At 31.2% G+C, this 17,245-nt stretch carries 16 protein-coding genes; 3 read left to right on the plus strand and 13 right to left on the minus strand.

The window, feature by feature from the left end:
* Positions 1-5 precede the first annotated feature (5 nt).
* The 7 genes from J3S90_RS01830 to J3S90_RS01860 form a co-directional block, all read right to left on the minus strand.
* Positions 6-1,031, minus strand: a complete 1,026-nt coding sequence (locus tag J3S90_RS01830; protein ID WP_210644340.1) for a cytochrome-c peroxidase — start codon at positions 1,029-1,031, stop codon at positions 6-8.
* 80 nt (positions 1,032-1,111) lie between these two features.
* Positions 1,112-1,984: an MbnP family protein gene (locus J3S90_RS01835; RefSeq protein ID WP_210644342.1), complete on the minus strand. Its 873-nt coding sequence runs from the start codon at positions 1,982-1,984 to the stop codon at positions 1,112-1,114.
* A 68-nt stretch (positions 1,985-2,052) separates the two neighbouring features.
* Entirely contained in the window at positions 2,053-2,424 is a 372-nt protein-coding gene (locus tag J3S90_RS01840; protein WP_210644344.1) for a hypothetical protein, read from the minus strand.
* A gap of 1 nt (position 2,425) precedes the next feature.
* Positions 2,426-4,408 carry a TonB-dependent receptor plug domain-containing protein gene (locus tag J3S90_RS01845; RefSeq protein WP_210644346.1) on the minus strand — a complete coding sequence of 661 codons (1,983 nt, stop codon included), beginning with the start codon at positions 4,406-4,408 and terminating at the stop codon, positions 2,426-2,428.
* Between the two features lie 5 nt (positions 4,409-4,413).
* Entirely contained in the window at positions 4,414-5,340 is a 927-nt protein-coding gene (locus tag J3S90_RS01850; RefSeq protein ID WP_210644348.1) for a hypothetical protein, read from the minus strand.
* A 341-nt stretch (positions 5,341-5,681) separates the two neighbouring features.
* Positions 5,682-6,050, minus strand: coding sequence for a PH domain-containing protein (locus J3S90_RS01855; protein WP_210644351.1), 369 nt, complete (start codon positions 6,048-6,050; stop codon positions 5,682-5,684).
* A gap of 95 nt (positions 6,051-6,145) precedes the next feature.
* A complete protein-coding gene (locus J3S90_RS01860) occupies positions 6,146-7,960 on the minus strand; it encodes a hypothetical protein (RefSeq protein ID WP_210644353.1) in 1,815 nt (604 codons plus the stop codon).
* 265 nt (positions 7,961-8,225) lie between these two features.
* Here J3S90_RS01860 and J3S90_RS01865 point away from each other — a divergent pair, with 265 nt between their 5' ends.
* The 3 genes from J3S90_RS01865 to J3S90_RS01875 all read left to right on the plus strand — a co-directional run bounded on the left by J3S90_RS01865 (position 8,226) and on the right by J3S90_RS01875 (position 10,679).
* Complete coding sequence (locus J3S90_RS01865) at positions 8,226-8,822, plus strand: Crp/Fnr family transcriptional regulator (protein WP_188049553.1); 597 nt, start codon at positions 8,226-8,228, stop codon at positions 8,820-8,822.
* Between the two features lie 2 nt (positions 8,823-8,824).
* Positions 8,825-10,057 (plus strand): hypothetical protein, encoded by a 1,233-nt coding sequence (locus J3S90_RS01870; protein WP_210644355.1) that lies wholly within the window; start codon positions 8,825-8,827, stop codon positions 10,055-10,057.
* Between the two features lie 67 nt (positions 10,058-10,124).
* Positions 10,125-10,679: a fasciclin domain-containing protein gene (locus J3S90_RS01875; RefSeq protein WP_188049551.1), complete on the plus strand. Its 555-nt coding sequence runs from the start codon at positions 10,125-10,127 to the stop codon at positions 10,677-10,679.
* A 134-nt stretch (positions 10,680-10,813) separates the two neighbouring features.
* On the opposite strand, the gene J3S90_RS01880 is transcribed toward J3S90_RS01875, so the two are convergent.
* From J3S90_RS01880 to nosZ, 6 genes are all read right to left on the minus strand, one after another.
* The gene (locus tag J3S90_RS01880; RefSeq protein WP_210644357.1) at positions 10,814-11,185 is read right to left on the minus strand and encodes a group III truncated hemoglobin; all 372 of its coding nucleotides are present in this window, start codon (positions 11,183-11,185) and stop codon (positions 10,814-10,816) included.
* A gap of 121 nt (positions 11,186-11,306) precedes the next feature.
* Positions 11,307-12,074, minus strand: a complete 768-nt coding sequence (locus J3S90_RS01885; RefSeq protein ID WP_210644360.1) for an ABC transporter permease subunit — start codon at positions 12,072-12,074, stop codon at positions 11,307-11,309.
* The gene (locus J3S90_RS01890) at positions 12,058-12,780 is read right to left on the minus strand and encodes an ABC transporter ATP-binding protein (RefSeq protein WP_188049548.1); all 723 of its coding nucleotides are present in this window, start codon (positions 12,778-12,780) and stop codon (positions 12,058-12,060) included. The genes J3S90_RS01885 and J3S90_RS01890 overlap by 17 nt, the downstream gene beginning before the upstream one ends.
* Positions 12,777-14,006 (minus strand): nitrous oxide reductase family maturation protein NosD, encoded by a 1,230-nt coding sequence (locus tag J3S90_RS01895; protein ID WP_188049547.1) that lies wholly within the window; start codon positions 14,004-14,006, stop codon positions 12,777-12,779. The genes J3S90_RS01890 and J3S90_RS01895 overlap by 4 nt, the downstream gene beginning before the upstream one ends.
* Before the next feature lie 165 nt (positions 14,007-14,171).
* Positions 14,172-15,188 carry a nitrous oxide reductase accessory protein NosL gene (locus J3S90_RS01900; protein ID WP_236023870.1) on the minus strand — a complete coding sequence of 339 codons (1,017 nt, stop codon included), beginning with the start codon at positions 15,186-15,188 and terminating at the stop codon, positions 14,172-14,174.
* Positions 15,189-15,250: 62 nt separating this feature from the next.
* Positions 15,251-17,224, minus strand: coding sequence for a Sec-dependent nitrous-oxide reductase (gene nosZ, locus J3S90_RS01905; protein WP_210644362.1), 1,974 nt, complete (start codon positions 17,222-17,224; stop codon positions 15,251-15,253).
* Between the last annotated feature and the right edge of the window lie 21 nt (positions 17,225-17,245).

Consider the following 17,245-nt stretch of genomic DNA (forward strand, 5'->3'; position numbering starts at 1 on the left):
TAATCTCAATCACCACCCAAAAAATGAGTATCAGTCAATGTTTTCATGAATGAAATTAAATCTATTTTTTCTTGTTCATTTAGCGGAATTCTATTTCCATTTTCTTTAAAAATGGGATCTAAATTATCCGTTAGTATCACACCATTATCTAAATAATCTAATAGTTGTCTTAGAGTAGCAAATTGTCCAAAACTCCCGTAAGGAGCAGTGACTTCAATGTTTCTTAAAGTAGGAACACGAAAACTCATATAGTCTTTCTCGATACCAGTGACCCTCCCTCGTCCTCCTTCATTAGAATCTGTATTTAACGGGAAACCAATATTTCTAAAACTCTGATCCGTAAACAATTCTGTACTATGACAACTGTTACACTTTTCTTGAAAAACTTGATATCCACGAGCTTCAGAAACTGAAAAAGATTCATTCTCTTTTCGTTTCACTCTATCATATTTACTATTGGCAGAAATAAGTGTGTATTCGAACTGGGCAATACTTTTGTAAATCCTTTCTGGAGTAATATTTTCGTCTCCAAAAGTCTTTTTGAATAAATCTCTGTACGCTTTATCAACATTAATTTTGTCAATAACCTCTATAATTGAAGAATTCATCTCTTCATGAGTTATTATAGGAACTATAGATTGCTTTTCTAATTGTAATTTACTTCCATCCCAATTGTAAAAATTCAGGAACGCCATATTTTGAATAGGCGGCGTGTTCCTAAGCCCTATCCTTGCAAAAATCCCTATAGCTTTAGCATTGTTGTCTGCAAAAGCATTAGCTTGTATATGGCAACTCGAACACGCAATAGTATTATTAGCACTAAATCTTTTATCAGAGAATAATTTTTTACCTAATTCAACACCTAGTTTCGTCGGTCGATTTGTATAAAATGCGTTATTTAATGCAGGAAAACCAACAGGGATTTCTAAAGCAATCGTTTCATTCTCTAAAAAAATGGCCTCATAATCATCGGTATCACTACAGGAAAGACAAAAGACAATGCAACTTAAAAAGCATATTATTTTTTTCATTTTAGAAAAATTTAGTATGAATAAAATTAGAAATAGAGCCGTTCTATTTTTCAACTTTAAACGGCTCTAAAACTTATTATCTAGTTTTCTACCGCTAGGATAGAAAACATACCTTTTACATCAGTTGTGCCATTACCACCTAAATTATCAACAAATTTCACCATTTGTAAAGCGGTATGAATATTAGGAGTAGCATTACTGCTTCCGCTTGTTCCAGTTGATAAAGTAATTGCTGTAGTACCACTTAATAGTTTATTGAAATCTGCTTTGATAGTTATTTTTGGTGGATTTTTACCTACAATAGCTTTAGCTGTAAGCTCTAATGTAATGTCTCTGTAAGCATCAACACCTTGAACATAAGAAGTCGCATCTCCTTTATTTCCTTCTACAGTACTTCCGGTGTGAATAGACATTTGTTTATTGTCTGCCCCATAAAAACCCTCTAATTTAGTAAAGCGATATCCAGTACCCCATTCCCACATCATTTCAGTATCATTTGCACCAGCAGCAGCATAAAAACTTGGAAATTTTACTTGGTCTAAGGCATTTAAAACCTGTTTTACACCTAATCCAAATTTTATTTTAGCATACTCACCAACTGGTATATTACTCATAACATAGTTTAAAGACGCCTCTTTAGATTGATCTACAATGACCGCACCTTTATCAAGATTATTTACATTATAAGGCACTTCTGTTCCATCTGTTTTTACAAGACGAATGTTACTTATTACATATTTCAACTCAGAAAAGCGATGCACTTGTCCTGCTCCAGATGTCTTTACAGAAGCCGTTGTAGAAGCTGCATCACCCAGAATAATTGTTGTATTGTCAAATGTATTATTGAACTTTAATGCCACACTATTAGCTACCGGATTTTCATCATCGTTGCTACAAGAAACAACAGCTAAAAGAATAGCTGGCATTAAAAGATATTTTTTAAAATTTTTCATTTTTATTTATTTTTAAAACTATTTGTATTTTATTCGTTTTTGTAATTATTATTCAATCTTTTGACTCCTTAAACTACAAGCGGTGGCGGAACAAAAACATCTAAGTAAGGTTCAGAATGTCGAATTTCTGAGTAACCAATTTTTCTAGGAAACGCAATAAAATAAGGAGCCTTAAAAACAAAATCAGCTCTATAAACAAAAGTCAAGTCAAAGTTTTTATAAAAATTTTTAAGCTCTAAATCTTTACTTTCGGTTTGTTTTAATTCTTTTTTTAAATGGCATTTTCCATGACAATTCAATTCTGGACGATTTTTATTTTCACAAAATTCTTTTTCTATAACATCTTGATTGAGTTTGAAGCGCAAAATCACTAGTGCTTGCTGAGAGGTAATCAGCAAGAACAAAACGGACATAAATACACTAAAAAAAGATTTGATCATTTTAAAAATTAAATTTTAAAGAGGTAAAAACATTACGTCCCATTCTTGGAATATTACCCCAGTCAGCGTAAGTACTGTAATATTCATTCAATATGTTTTCTGCACCAACCTGAAAAACCGTTTTTTTGTTTTTGATATTAAAAGTATAATCTGCAGAAAGATTCCAAATCATGTAATTAGGCGTTTGATCTTCTCCATATTCTGGACTGTAATTAATTTGTTCAAAATCACCATTCAATAAAGTTTGAAAACCAATTTTTTTGTATTTGTAATGAAGAGAAGTATGGTAGCTAAGTGGGCGAATAAATGGCAAGTTTTTACCTTCATCATCCTTTGCTCTCGCGTAGGTTAAAATCCCTTTCCAATGTAGATTAGGCATTATAGCAAACTCTGAATTTAAAGAGAAATTAAACAACGTAGAATGGTTTAATTGTGTATATCCTTTTACTCCAATAGATTGATAATTCATAGGACTTCCGAGGCTTAAAATTCTACCGATAATATAATTTTCGATAAAGAAATAATTTACTTTAGCTTGAATGTTTAATTTTTTATTTTTAAAACCTGCGCTAGCATTACCTTCATACGATATTTCATTTTTCAAATCAGGATTTCCTATATAATCATAGCGATCAAAACTATTGTAAATATAATAGCCATACCCTTCAGAAATTGATGGAGCCCGTTCTCCATAGCCCGTTCCTACTGAAAAATTAAAATTAGCAACGCTAAGTTGATAGCTGGTATGCAAACTGGGAAGTATTCTAGTTTTTTCTTGAGATGCTCCTGGATGAAAAATCCAATTAAATTCGACATACTTAGAATAATTATAATTCAACCCTAAAGAACCTCCAAAATTCAGTTGACTTTTTTCGGAGAACTCCCATGAATTATTCATTGCTATTCCTGTAAAAGCGGTAGTTACAGAAGGCCAACTATAAGCAAACATAGTTCTATTTTTGCGGTCTTGCGGATACATTCGCATTTCTGCAATAGATAAATTATTATAGGCATTCAGTTGAATTTCCGATGAGAAACGATCCTTTTTAAGATTAGCCTTAGACAACAAACCATAAGTTGTGCTCCAACCTGGCATGTCCATATGAACAAGATTTTCTGGTCTTGTAGTATCATCCATATAATGCTCTATAGCGTTAAAATAGATTTTAGTATCTATAACTCGTATTAATCCTTTTTCAAACAATTGTTTGTAAGAAACTGAGGTAATTAATGCTCTAGAAAGCCATAAATCCATTGGTAATGCAGGAAAACCAACGTCTTTTGCCTCATCAAAAATAGCTTCAACTCTAACCGATGACAACGCACTGGTTTTAAATGCTAATCCCAATGAAGTATTGAATTTATGGTATTGAGAGTGTTTAACTTCATTGTCATTTCCATCTTGGTAATTACCCGCATCACGGTACGATATACTTGCGTCAAAGACCAATTTTTCTCTAGAATACGATACGTTTCCTAGATTAAAAAATTGTTTATTGTTAAATTCAAAACCGGTTTGATAGGCTCCATTCCATTTCTTTTCAAGACCAAAAGAGGTGCTTTTTCTCTTTAGATCAATGCTTCCTGCTATAGTTGCGCCGTGTAAGCTACCTTCTTGACCTGATTTTATATCAATACTAGAAAGAGTATTGCTTTCTAAATACGACGTAACAGGATCCATCTTATCGGTACAAGCACCAAAAATATGCATGCCATCAATAGTTACAACAGAACGCTCCGTACTCATATTATTTAATAAAGGTTCCCAGGCATAAGCTCCTCTTTTTATAAAACTAATACTGCTAGAAGAAGCTAAAAAATCATCAACAGAAACTGCCATTTTCATTGCTGTTTCTATTTTCTTTTTGGTAGCTGAAATTAATCTTACTTCGTTAAGAACAATGATAGTATCTTTTTTTATTGGTGTATTTTGTGCAGTAACAACTACTTGAAAAAACAGCAAAACTATTGTTAGTAATCGCATTACAATTAGAATAAGATATTAATAAAAAGATCACTTTTTGCTCCTTCAATTCCTGGCGTAAATTCATTTGAAACTTGCGTTCCTTTGATGGTTTTTCCGTTTTGATCTAACATTATAAAATTCAATGTCCAATTGCCCGTCATAGTATAATTCACAATTCCATAATACAAACCATCTTCTTGCTGAACTAAATTTTTATTATTAATAGACGAGTGATTTCCCATGGAAGGTTCTGGCATTCTTGGATCTAATAGTAAGGTATAACCTTTTACTTGAGAATATAAAAACTGTGATGGGTCGGGAAAAACTCCCGGAGAATTTAAAGGCGGATCGTATTGATAAATTCCTGCAACTAATTTATTTTCTGCAATTTTTGGTTTTTGAGGCCCCAGTAAAGCGATAACATATTCTTTTCCATCCTTTCCTTTAAATGTTGTCATATTCAGATTTTTATTAGGCTGTGCTTTTATAACAACATCTGGCGCAACAGTGTAAGACTCATTATTTACTGTAAAATCTATGTATATTTTCCATTTTATACTAGCATCACTCTCTTCTAAAAAAACAGAATATCCCAAATAATATTCTTCGTTGGGCTTGTATTTTAGTTGATACTCATGGGGACAAGAGGATTTTTCTGAATTTAAAGCAGTTTTAATAGGTAAAAATTTCACTACTGCTTTTTTTATAAATTGATTGGTTTGAGTATCTAAAATCTTAACACGAATTTCATTATAGCCTTTGTAGAAAGTTCCATTTAATGATTCGATACTTACTTTATAAGCAGCAACATTAGACACAGACACTTCTTTAAACTCATAATATTCAGTAACATCAGTACTTATTTCGGCTTCGTAATCTGTTTTATTTAAAGTACACGAATGAGTAACTGCAATTAAAATTGCAACTACATAAAATTGAAAGGATTTCATTATTTATTAATTTCAGCTAAGCATCTTAATATCATAGCAAACGATGTAGCAGAATTATTTGTTATTTACATTTCTGTATAAAAACTAATAAAACAATACATACCTGTAGCATTACTGTTTATAATGAGAATATGTAAAAATTCTATTATATCAATATCGCAACAAACACTAGAAAATCAATGAGACTTAAGATTAAGAATAATTGTATTTTTTAAACCATAAAGGTCATAGTTCTCTAATAAACCTATTACATATAGAGGCATTCAACAAAATTAAGTTTAAGTACAAAAAGAAGTACTAAACCCAATTTTATTGAATTTTAGAAGAAACTATTCCAAAAATTAAATAAAGAGAGGTGGTCTAAAAACACGATTAGCCAAGGAGAATGTGTAGATTATTTTATTAGAAATAAAATTCTTTTTGATAAAGTTTTTATAAAAAATAAAAGGGGTATTATATTGAATTTCGTTACAAAAAAGGATGTTGTTTTCAAAAGAGAAAAAAATATGTTTTTCTTTTCCTTTTTCTGATTCAGAAGCCTTGGCAAGCTCCTTCATTAAGTGGCACTTTCCGTTACAATGCATCATGGGCTTGTCCTTATTGATACAAAGTACTTTTGAGATATAATCATAGTTTACCACATACTCTAAAACCGGAAGAATTGGTTTTATAAGCAGTATTAGTACCACTATGAATATGATTTTTCTCACGATGCGAAATTACAAAATTATGATATGAAAATTTGTTTTAAATAGAATAATTTCAGAAATAAATTATTCTATTTAAAACAAATACTTAGCCCAAATTAAGCGAACTGTAATTCTGGAATAACAATCTTAATTAACTCTTGTTTATAGGACTCAAATTGATTTAAAATCTCCTTTTTAGTTTTTTGAAAAAAAGAATTCCCTGAAAATAAATCTTCATAATAACCAATTCCGATAATTAAATTATTTTTAAAGGCATTCCATTTTTTTATTTGTGCAGCAGTAATTTCATCAGAAACAGATTCGATTTCATTTTGTAAATAATCCAAATACATTTTCAATTCTTTTACAAACAGATTAGGACGATCTGTTGTGTTTAATACAGATACTTTACCGTAAATATGTTGCATCATTTGAGACAGTGAAACTTCATGATCAAAATAGGCCATATTAGGTCCAGGACAAATAATGACACCTTGTGCTTGACCTTTTATTTTAATATCATTTTCAAGATAAGAAGCATTAGCTAAACCCACGCAAAGACAAGCTTTCTCGGTAATATTATTTTTCTTTTTTTCAAAAATTTCTGCAGATAGCGTTTTTTTTTGTAATTCTAACTCGTCTAATTTTAGATCTTGGTATTTTTTTGAAGAGGTACAAATCCCTTTTACATCATATTCTTTGCTAAGTGCTAAAAAACGTTTTGGACAGGAACTCCCAGCCTTATTTTCATTAATTCTTTTTTGTTTTAATAATTCGTTGGTAGTTCCGCGTAACGTATTAAAAGGAATTCCTAATGGTGAGATATGACTTAAATATAAGTCTTCCTCTTTAGCTCCTGCCAACAATGCTCTTGTATGTTTATCTACTGAGGTTGCTTCTGGAACCAGCAAAAACGGCGAACCCCAACCAACAGAATCTACTTTGTAATGTTCTAAAAGGAAATCATGCTCCTCAGCAGTTCCCACTCCTCCTTGTACCGTTATTTTTAAATCTAAAGGCTCTTGAGGTATGTGCATCTCCTTTTGACCCAAAGCCTTAACCATTAACTCATGTGCTGACTGAATTAATTGTTCCTTTTTTTGTTTAAATTCTTCTAAAATAGGCCCCAACAGATACCCTTCTGTAGCAAAAGCATGTCCGCCGCAGTTTAGTCCTGATTCTATTCGATATTCAGAAACCCAAAGTCCTTTTTTGGCTAAAAAATTACCTTGAATCATAGCCGAACGAAAATCACTTACTTTCAATGTAATTTTCTTTTTTAATTTGTCATTTAAATCAGGGAAGAAAGCAGAAAAATTTTCAAAATAACTGTATAATCTCGGATTCATCCCAGCAGATAAAACAACTGATGATTCTAAAGTACTATTAGCAAAACCTCGAAGTGCTGCATGTGCATCATTAAAAATAATAGGCAATTGTTCCTCCTTTATAAAATTGTCTTTATCCAATTTTGTCATGATATTTACATCGATATCGCCAGGAGTTAAATGTTCTTCAAGATAGTTTTTGATTGTTTCCTTTAACGCTAATCCATCATCCATCATGTTTTGCAAACCAGCTTTAATACCTGATTTATCGGATAGCATTGTGATATAATTTTCTAATGCTGTTTTACTTTCAGAAAGTTCTGTTTTAAAATTTTCGAATTTTTCCTTAACAATTTTATCTACTAAGTTTAAATAAGAGGTGATACGTTCTGCACGATAATCATGAATTTTTTGAGTTATTTCTTGATAAGGCAGATCAAATTTTGCGCTGTAAAAAGCATTCATTTTTTCGATAAGTTCATCATCCATAATCGAAATAACAGACGATATGCCATACTTTCCCACTCGTATTGGACTATCAATTGTATAGGCTAGCCCCATAACTGGAATATGAAAAGTATGAAGTGGTTTAAGTGTTGTCATATAAAATAATTTATTAGATAGACGACAAAATTCGAAAAAGAAAATTTAAAAAAAACTGATAAATATCATACCTTTTTGTCCTTTATTAAAATACCTTAGCACTTCGAACTGTTTTATAGCACTTTAGCTTAAACTATTTATTTTTATTGAACTATTTATTACTAATATTCTGATTTTATTAGATAACTTTATAACAATCCGATTTGTAGTATATATTGATAAATAATAGAGCCGAAATAAAACATTTCTAAATTTTGATTACATTATGCAAATAGACATAGACTTACTATTCTCTTGGGGCGCTGTAGCCAAAAAGTACAAAAAAAATGAAGTCGTTTTTAATGAAAGTGAAGAAGCTCATTTTTATTATCAAATAATTGATGGTAGCGTAAGAATGTATAACTCTAATGATGAAGGAAAAGAATTTACACAAGGACTTTTTAGCAAAGGAGAAAGTTTTGGAGAACCTCCTTTATTTATTGATCAATTATATCCTTCAAAAGCAGTTTGCCTACACGATGCTACGATCATAAAATTATGCAAGGAAAAATTTCTAAAAATCTTAGATGAATATCCTATTATACTGAAATCATTTCTGATTTTACTCGCCAGAAAAACCCACTCAAAATCTATTACTTCTAAAGAAATAATTAATCAAACTCCTGAATTTAGAATTATTGCTTTTTTAGAAAAACACAAGAGAAAATCCGAATGTTGTGCGTCTGACAAAAAAATCATTCCTTATACCCGTCAGGAAATTGCGAACTTTACAGGCTTACGTGTGGAGACAGTAATTCGGGTTTTTTCAAAATTAAATGACTGCAAAAAAGTAGAAATCATAAATCACAAAATATACTTTTAAAAATGAAACTTAATATAAAATTTTGGCTTAAATTCTCACTCATAAATCTTTGCATAGTAGCATCATTAGGCGTTTTGATGCGTTATAAAATAGGATTTGAATTTCCTTATTTCAATCAGAAAAACATACTGCATTCCCATTCTCATTTTGCCTTTGCCGGATGGATTACTCATACACTAATGACCTTAATGGTCTATTATCTTCAAGATAAAATTGGCGTTCTCGATACAAATAAATATAAAAAAATAATCATTGCAAATCTCATTTGCTCTTACGGAATGCTAGTCTTTTTTATCATTCAGGGCTACGGAATGTTTTCTATATTTTTCTCTACCGCCTCAATCCTAGTTTCCTATGCTTTTGGATATTACTACCTCAAAGATTTAAAAAAAATAGATACTGATTTAGCTGCCATAAATTGGTTTAGAGCAGCAGTCATTTTTAATATTATTTCCTCTTTTGGAACTTTTTACTTAGCCTACATGATGGCTAGTAAAAATGTAATACAAGACTTGTATTTATCTTCAATTTATTATTTTTTACATTTTCAGTATAACGGTTGGTTTTTCTTTGGCTGCATTGGGTTATTATTTGGGTTTTTAAACCTAAAAAAATCAGATCATTCCTTTTTTGAAATTTCCTTTAAATTATTTGCTTTTGCTTGTATTCCAGCCTATTTTTTATCAATTCTTTGGCTAAAAGTTCCCGTATGGATTTACATTATAACAGCATTCGCAGCTACAATACAAGTTTTTGCTTGGTTTAAATTATTGTTTATTTTAATTAAAACTCAAAAAGAATTCATTAATAATTTTGCTCCTTTATTGCGCTACATTTTATGTTTTGTTGCCTTAGCGTTAAGCATTAAATTCATTTTACAACTAGGTTCAACTATTCCGGTTTTAAGTCAAATGGCTTTTGGTTTCAGACCCATCGTAATTGCTTATTTACACTTAGTTTTACTAGCCGTAATTTCATTGTTCTTGCTATTTTATATATATGCCAAACATTTTATTATTTTGAATAGCAAAATAAAGATAGGCCTTATTATTTTTTCTTTAGGCGTGTTTTTCAATGAGCTCGTTCTAGCTGTACAAGGTGTCGCCTCGTTCAGTTACACAATGATTCCCTATGTCAATGAGATTTTATTTGGTGTAGCGCTACTTTTACTTTTAGGAATAGGTTTAACTGCTTATTATTCATTTAAAAAGACTAAAATTAATCCTGCCTTATGATTCCAATCATAAATTAAAAAATGGATAATGAAGTACTTTGAGGTACAAAACCTAAGTAATATTAATTATGAAAAAACCAATTTTATTATTAGTTGCCACCTCTTTACTAACTTTTTTTGGATGCAAAGAAAGTAATGAAAAAGTAAGTGAAAAAGCTACTCCTGAAAGTGAAGTTCCTGCTGTAGGACAATCTGCAGTAAACGATGAAATTTCAAGTCCTAACATTGTTCAAACAGCGTCAAAGAGTAAAGACCACACGACATTAGTAGCAGCTGTAAAAGCCGCTGGATTAGTAGATGTGTTAAGTAATGCGGGACCATTTACCGTTTTTGCACCTACCAATGCTGCTTTTGAAAAACTACCAAAAGGTACTGTTGAAGGCTTATTAAAACCTGAAAAAAAGGATGATTTAAAAAATATTTTAGAATATCACACCTATGTTGGTAATTTAAAAACCGATTATATGCAAGATGGTCAGGAATATGAAGAAGTAAATGGTGGAAAAATAAAAATAACAAAAGTGGGGGATAAAGTTTTTGTTAATGGTTCTGAAATCATTGCCTCAATTACAACTGCAAATGGAATGATTCATGTCATAAATGATGTTTTATTGCCTAAATAAAATTATTAATTCAAATGCCAATTAAAAAAGCGCAAAGTAAATTGTTTTGCGCTTTTTTTTAAGTCATTACTTTAAAAAAAAGTAATAGCTGTAATTTTAAAATCATTATTAGTTTTAAAGATAAATAAAAACGATTATTCGATTGTTTTGTACATCATAGCCATTGCAATATTGGCGGCTCTTTTCTTTACTTCGCTAGCTTTTTCCCCAACAAATAACTCATCAACAGTTTGATCAAATAAAAGATTCCATTGTAAGAAATGCGATTCATTCATCTTACTTTTTTGATGTAATTCTTTATGCTTGACAATAGGATTACCGGTATAATTACCATTGCAAAATAAAATATTATCCCAAAAATCATACATTTTAGATAAGTGATCTTCCCAGTTTACATGTGCAACTTCAGTAAAAAAATAGCCTATTTTGGCATCTTTTTTTACTTTATCATAAAAAGTATTCACCAGCTTAATTATATCATTTCTATTTCTAATAGTTGATTTCATTTTGATGATTTTTGAGTTGAAAATTCACTAAAAGCTTAACATAAATAATAGTTTATAACCTTGTTTATTATTTAACATTCAAATTAATAATATCATTCCTCTAAAAGGCTTTAAGAAGAACTTACAAATCTTTATTTCTAAATTTAACGAGAGAGATCAAAAAGGGAACAATAATCCAGGTACACAGCAACAAAAAAGAAATTAATAAACCAACAGAAGTTCCAAAAAAATCTTTAAAAATTGCTCCAGTATAACCCATCATGGCCGAGACATCTAAATGTAATAAAATTTGTATTCTTGCTAAATCTATGGGGCTAAATCCAGTGACAATTATCATTGCTTTCTCTATTGGATAATCAGACAATTGAAATAAAAGGAACAGTACTAAACCATCAAAAAGCAAAGCAAAATACAACCATGCCATAATTGCAATCCCAATTCCTTTTGCCTTATCTCGTGTAAGAATAGAACTGAGGAATGCCAAAGCAACAAAAACCAATGTGATGAGCGAACCAATAATTAGCATCATTAATCCAACACTATCCGGTGCATTTATCAAAAGAGGAATTCCGGCTCCTACAAAAAAAGCTAAAACCATAGACAAAGACAGCCCTAAAAAAAGACTCAGCCAAATTTTCTTTCTTTTAATTGGTTGACTTAATAATAGCTCAATAAACTCTGAACTATTGTACAAATAAATAGTTGCAAAAAGAATAGAAACCAATGGAACCGTAAATAAGATAATATTTAAAATAGTCAATAATCCTTTTGCTGAATTATCTTCTAATCCAAAAGAACTCCAAGAAAGAACAGCTAGAATTAAAGTATATGCGACAATAATCTTATTTTTAAGAATATCTAGAAAAATAATTTTAATGATTCTGTTCATTGCGTTTATTTTTTAAAATTTTGGCAATAGCCTTTGAAATTTTTTGTTCGTTTGTTGCTTGGAGTAAATCAGCAATGGTTTGGTGAAAATGTACAGCACCATCTTGCATATATATAATCTGCGTTATCAGATCATCTAATTCACTCAAAAGATGAGAAGTGATCAAGATTAGTTTTCCTTTTTCTTTTTCTTTTATAATCTTTTCTTTCAAAATTTCTGAAGCCAAAGGATCAAGTCCAGCTGTAGGTTCATCTAGAATTAGCACTTCGGGATCAAATAAGAAAGCTAATGTTGCACTTACTTTTTGAGTAGTTCCGCCAGATAAAGTTCGCATTTGCTTGTCAACAATCTTTTCGAGTTCAAAAGCTTTTATTAAGTCTTCGTCTAAAACTTGATTGGAGTTCCTAATATTTTTTATCATTTCTATAATCTGTCCCACAGTCATATAATCAGGATAACGACCAATTTGAGGCATATAACCAATATTTTCTCTGTACTTAAATTCTTTTAAAATTGATTTTTGATCCAGCAGAATATCTCCTTTTGTGGGAATCACCATTCCTAGAATTGTTTTGATTAAAGTAGTCTTTCCACAACCATTGGGTCCAATCAGAGCAATACATTCTCCTTTTTGAAAACGAAGATTTATGTTATTTAAAACTTCTAATTTCCCGAAATTTTTATATATATTTTTTATTTCAATCATAATGGTAAAGAATGCATTAATGGAGAATTATCAACAAAATTATCCGGTGTAATACTTGGTAAAACTTTTTCTGATTTATCGAGAAGAGTAATCATAAAACTCCGAAATAAGAGCATTGCAGCAGGATTTTTTTCGACTAGAACGGCAAATAAACTTAATGGATGATAGGGAACATCTCCTACTCCATCTTTATTTAAATCATAGCCTTCATATTTATCCCAATAGTTGGTATTAAACTTGTTTAAAACCAAACTTCCGTTGGTTCCCATATCAAAAGTATTGGCGATGAAATTATTATTCACAATTTCATTATCCATACAACTTGCCTGAATTTTCATAGCCCAACCATTGGCCTGAAATACATTTTTTTCAATTAAAATTCTATTAGTTCCTTCCATGTGAATTCCAGAAGTATTTCTAGAAAATTTATTACCAATAATCTGACTGTCCGAAATTTCTTTTAGGAACAAACCGTAGGCACTATCTCCCCAATTTTCTTCAAAATAATTATTAAACATCTTGACATTCTTGGTGAACATCACCGAAACTCCAGCACCATTATTCTTAAAAACGTTTGTAATATAAGCATCATCATTTGAGAACATAAAATGCAAACCATATCTAATATTCTTGCTTGAAATATTTCTCCATATCACAGAATTCGTCACAAATTCAAAGTAAATACCATCTCTGTGACCAGATATTTTATTAGCAATAATCTGAAGGTTATCACTTTTCCAACAATGAATTCCGTTGCCTATTTCTTGTTCCTCTTTTCCATAGGCAATAATTGTATTGTTCTTTATAAGACAGTTTCTTCCATTTTGAATATAGATTCCAAAGAAATTATCATCTAAAATATTATTCTGTATTATGACATTTTTTTTGTTGTAAACTTTTATACCACAAGGATCTTCTAATGTAGCATGTCCGGATCTAATGACTTTAAAACCATCTACAACAACACTATCCGCTTTTACAGAAAGAACTTCATATTTTTTTTGACCGTCAAGAATAGGAAAGTCTTTACCAATAAAAACAACTTTCTTATCGATAATAATATTACCCTCTTTATAAGTTCCTTTATGAACAATAATAGTATCTCCTATTTTAGCTAAATAAATTGCCTTTTTTATGGATTTTATAGATTTTTTAGGACCTACATCAATTATATGCGCGTGCAGGAATGAAGAAAACAACAGCATTATGAACAATATTTTTTTCATTATTTTTTTTAGATTAAGCAATTCCAGCATAAATAATTTAGCGCTATATAGGTATTTAAAAGCATCTGAAATTATAAAATTTCTACTTAAAAAAAATTATAGTTTTATAAAATAAAGGAATTGAAAAACAAATTTTACGTTTGTTATGCTACAAAAAATAAAGATTTATTTTGTGAATACAGCATCCCAATTCATGGGTTCAGCTTCAAACTTAAGCTGAAATTCTTTAGCTACTGTAGCATCAGAAAAAGCAATAACTCCACCTCGCATTGGGCTTAAAATGTCTGTCCCCGAAATAAAATGAGCACTTTCTGCCGCTATTAATACATTATTCTGGTTGTAATCATTAACAAAATAAGAAGCCACTTTGGTATCCGGATTTTCTTTACCGTACTTTATCATGCACATAATGTCGTCAAACTTGTAAGTTCTTCCTTTTACCGTAATTAATTCTGCTCCATATTTACCATCGGCAATACTCATTTTGCAAAAATCACAAGAATCTATATTTAATTTAATTGGAGTTGGCTCTGTTTTAGCACAAGAAATAAATGATAAGGAGAAAGCAAATAATAAGACGGCAGTTACTTTAGATTTAGAAAATCGTTTTAACATATTAGACTCTTTAAGCACAAGAATAAATAAAAGCACTCCTGAAGCAATCAACATCCAACCTCCAATATCCGGAATCGAATACGCTCCAAAATTCAACAATTGCTTATATCCTAACATCGGTGGTTGATAAGACATTCCTGGTACTCTAATGGCTGCATTGGGATCTAAATTATGTCCGTATTCATAGTTCCATCTGTAAAAATCTACTGCGGCCAAAACTCCAAAAACAATTAAAGAAATAAATAACGCATATAATCCTTTTTTCTTTCCAATCAGTGCAACTACTAAAGCACTTATTGCAAAAAGACCAAAGATATAAGGTAGAATTGTAAACTCTATAAAATCTTCTTTATGCAAGGTTTTCATGCCGATATAATGGTTAAGCCCATTGATAATATCAACATCTCCCGCAATTTTATTCGCATGTAATTTAAGAACTAATCCCTCTGGATATTGTGGAGCAGAAAGTTCGATTCTCCACATTGGAACAAAAATAGAAGATAGCAATAGTACCATCACTACCAAAAGCATAACTTTTGAAAGTATTGTAATTTTTGAATTATTCATATTTTTTATTATTAAAAAGGGAACAAACTATTTATTTGTTCCCTTTTGAATTTCAAGTACTATTATTTAGCTGGCATATTAGTTCCCAGACTAAAAGTGAGAGGAACGGTACTTCCTACTGGAGATACCCTAACATAACCTTGCATTTCTTGGTGTAGCGCACTACAAAAATCAGTACAATAGAATGGATAAATTCCAACTTTTTTAGGCAACCATTTTAGAGTTGCAGTTTCTCCAGGCATGATTAAAAGTTCTGCATTATCTGCCCCTTTTATAGCGAAACCATGAGGTACATCCCAGTCTTGTTCTAAGTTAGTTACATGGAAATAAACCTCATCACCAACTTTTATTCCCTCAATATTATCAGAAGCAAAGTGAGAACGGATAGAAGTCATATATACATCAATTCTATTTCCTTTTCTAACTACTTTAGCTTCTTTCTCTCCTTTAGTAACAAAAGGATTGTGATTTTCTTCAATTTTGTAGAACTTTAGCTGGCCATTGTTTCTAATTAAATCTGCTGGTGCTGCTTGCGCGTAATGTGGTTCACCAATAGTTGGATAATCTAATAATAATTTCATTTTATCACCACTAATGTCGAACAACTGTGCACTTTGCGCCAATTCTGGGCCAGTAGGTAAGTAACGATCTTTGGTAATTTTATTATATACAACCATATATTTACCAAATGGTTTTCTACTATCACCACCTGGAATCATTAAGTGTCCTGGTGAATAATAAGTTGGATGTCTATCTAAAATTTTCAAGGTTTTAATATCCCATTTTACCACTTCTGAAGAAACAAAGAAAGTAGTGTAAGCGTTACCTCTTCCGTCAAATTCAGTGTGTAATGGTCCTAATCCTGGTTTTTTAACTTCACCATGCAAAGCTGCTTCGTATTTTATAACTGGAATTCCATCGTAATTACCGTCAAATTGTTTGTTAGCAATTGCTTTTACCATTTTGTCAAAACTAAAAACAGGAATCAAAGCGGCTAATTTTCCACTACCAACAATGAATTCACCTGTAGGATCAACATCACAACCATGAGGAGATTTAGGACATGGAATCATGTAGCAAATGTCTTTTAAAGCTTTAGAATCAAGTACTAGAACTTCATTTCTCATTTCTGATTTGGCAGAATGTGTTTTCTCATCCCAAGTATTGTGAACATATTTTGCCGCTATTTTTTTCCCTTTACCGGCTTTGATATACTCTTCGGCTTTTTTCCAGTTAACAGCCATGATAAAATCTTTATCTTTCTGAGAAGCATTCACTTCAAGTAAAGTATTAGCTTGTTCTGTATTGTAACAAGAAAAGAAAAACCATCCGTGAGACTTCCCTTTTCCAGCATGACTTAAATCCCAATTGACACCAGGAGTTTCAATCTGGAAAGCGATATCCATCTGACCTTCTTTACCAACTTTTACAAAACTCAAATACCCTTTAAAGTTTTCTTTATACGTATTAATAGGTACGTCTCCATTAGAATTATCCGGCGGAACGCTAAAACGAGTTCCTGCAACAACATATTCTGTGTTTTCGGTAATAAAAGGAGAGGAGTGATTTCCTGCACTATTAGGCAATTCAATAATCTCTACAGTTTTGAATGTTTTCAAATCCACACGAGCTATTCTAGGCGTATTATTGGCATTGGCAAAAATCCAACGACCATCAACTTCACCATTGGTCTGTGACATGTCTAAATGGTGTTGGTCGTCCCAAGGCACAAATCCATGAGAAGTATTCAGCATGGGCTTTGATTCTTCACTATATCCATATCCGCTTTGAGGATCTACAGAAAAAATAGGAACCACTCTTAATAAACGAGCACTTGGCAAAGCGTAAACACTCATTTGTCCACTAAATCCTCCTGAAACAAAATTATAAAACTCATCGTATTTACCAGGGGCAACATACACTTTTTGAGCAGCATCACCACTTACCGCATCGGCTGTATCTTTAGGTCTACAAGAACCAAAAAAGACACTCGCAAACACAACAGCAATACTGGTTTTTACAAAAATATTTTTCATACTTTTTTATTTATTATTTTT

Source organism: Flavobacterium flabelliforme (assembly GCF_017948675.1).
Taxonomy (GTDB): domain Bacteria; phylum Bacteroidota; class Bacteroidia; order Flavobacteriales; family Flavobacteriaceae; genus Flavobacterium; species Flavobacterium pygoscelis.

Coding starts and splice junctions, on each gene's coding strand:
- J3S90_RS01830 (WP_210644340.1), bottom strand. CDS start 1,031: ATGAAAAAAATAATATGCTTTTTAAGTTGCATTGTCTTTTGTCTTTCC.
- J3S90_RS01835 (WP_210644342.1), bottom strand. CDS start 1,984: ATGAAAAATTTTAAAAAATATCTTTTAATGCCAGCTATTCTTTTAGCT.
- J3S90_RS01840 (WP_210644344.1), bottom strand. CDS start 2,424: ATGATCAAATCTTTTTTTAGTGTATTTATGTCCGTTTTGTTCTTGCTG.
- J3S90_RS01845 (WP_210644346.1), bottom strand. CDS start 4,408: ATGCGATTACTAACAATAGTTTTGCTGTTTTTTCAAGTAGTTGTTACT.
- J3S90_RS01850 (WP_210644348.1), bottom strand. CDS start 5,340: ATGAAATCCTTTCAATTTTATGTAGTTGCAATTTTAATTGCAGTTACT.
- J3S90_RS01860 (WP_210644353.1), bottom strand. CDS start 7,960: ATGACAACACTTAAACCACTTCATACTTTTCATATTCCAGTTATGGGG.
- J3S90_RS01865 (WP_188049553.1), top strand. CDS start 8,226: ATGCAAATAGACATAGACTTACTATTCTCTTGGGGCGCTGTAGCCAAA.
- J3S90_RS01870 (WP_210644355.1), top strand. CDS start 8,825: ATGAAACTTAATATAAAATTTTGGCTTAAATTCTCACTCATAAATCTT.
- J3S90_RS01875 (WP_188049551.1), top strand. CDS start 10,125: ATGAAAAAACCAATTTTATTATTAGTTGCCACCTCTTTACTAACTTTT.
- J3S90_RS01880 (WP_210644357.1), bottom strand. CDS start 11,185: ATGAAATCAACTATTAGAAATAGAAATGATATAATTAAGCTGGTGAAT.
- J3S90_RS01885 (WP_210644360.1), bottom strand. CDS start 12,074: ATGAACAGAATCATTAAAATTATTTTTCTAGATATTCTTAAAAATAAG.
- J3S90_RS01890 (WP_188049548.1), bottom strand. CDS start 12,780: ATGATTGAAATAAAAAATATATATAAAAATTTCGGGAAATTAGAAGTT.
- J3S90_RS01895 (WP_188049547.1), bottom strand. CDS start 14,006: ATGAAAAAAATATTGTTCATAATGCTGTTGTTTTCTTCATTCCTGCAC.
- J3S90_RS01900 (WP_236023870.1), bottom strand. CDS start 15,188: ATGAATAATTCAAAAATTACAATACTTTCAAAAGTTATGCTTTTGGTA.
- nosZ (WP_210644362.1), bottom strand. CDS start 17,224: ATGAAAAATATTTTTGTAAAAACCAGTATTGCTGTTGTGTTTGCGAGT.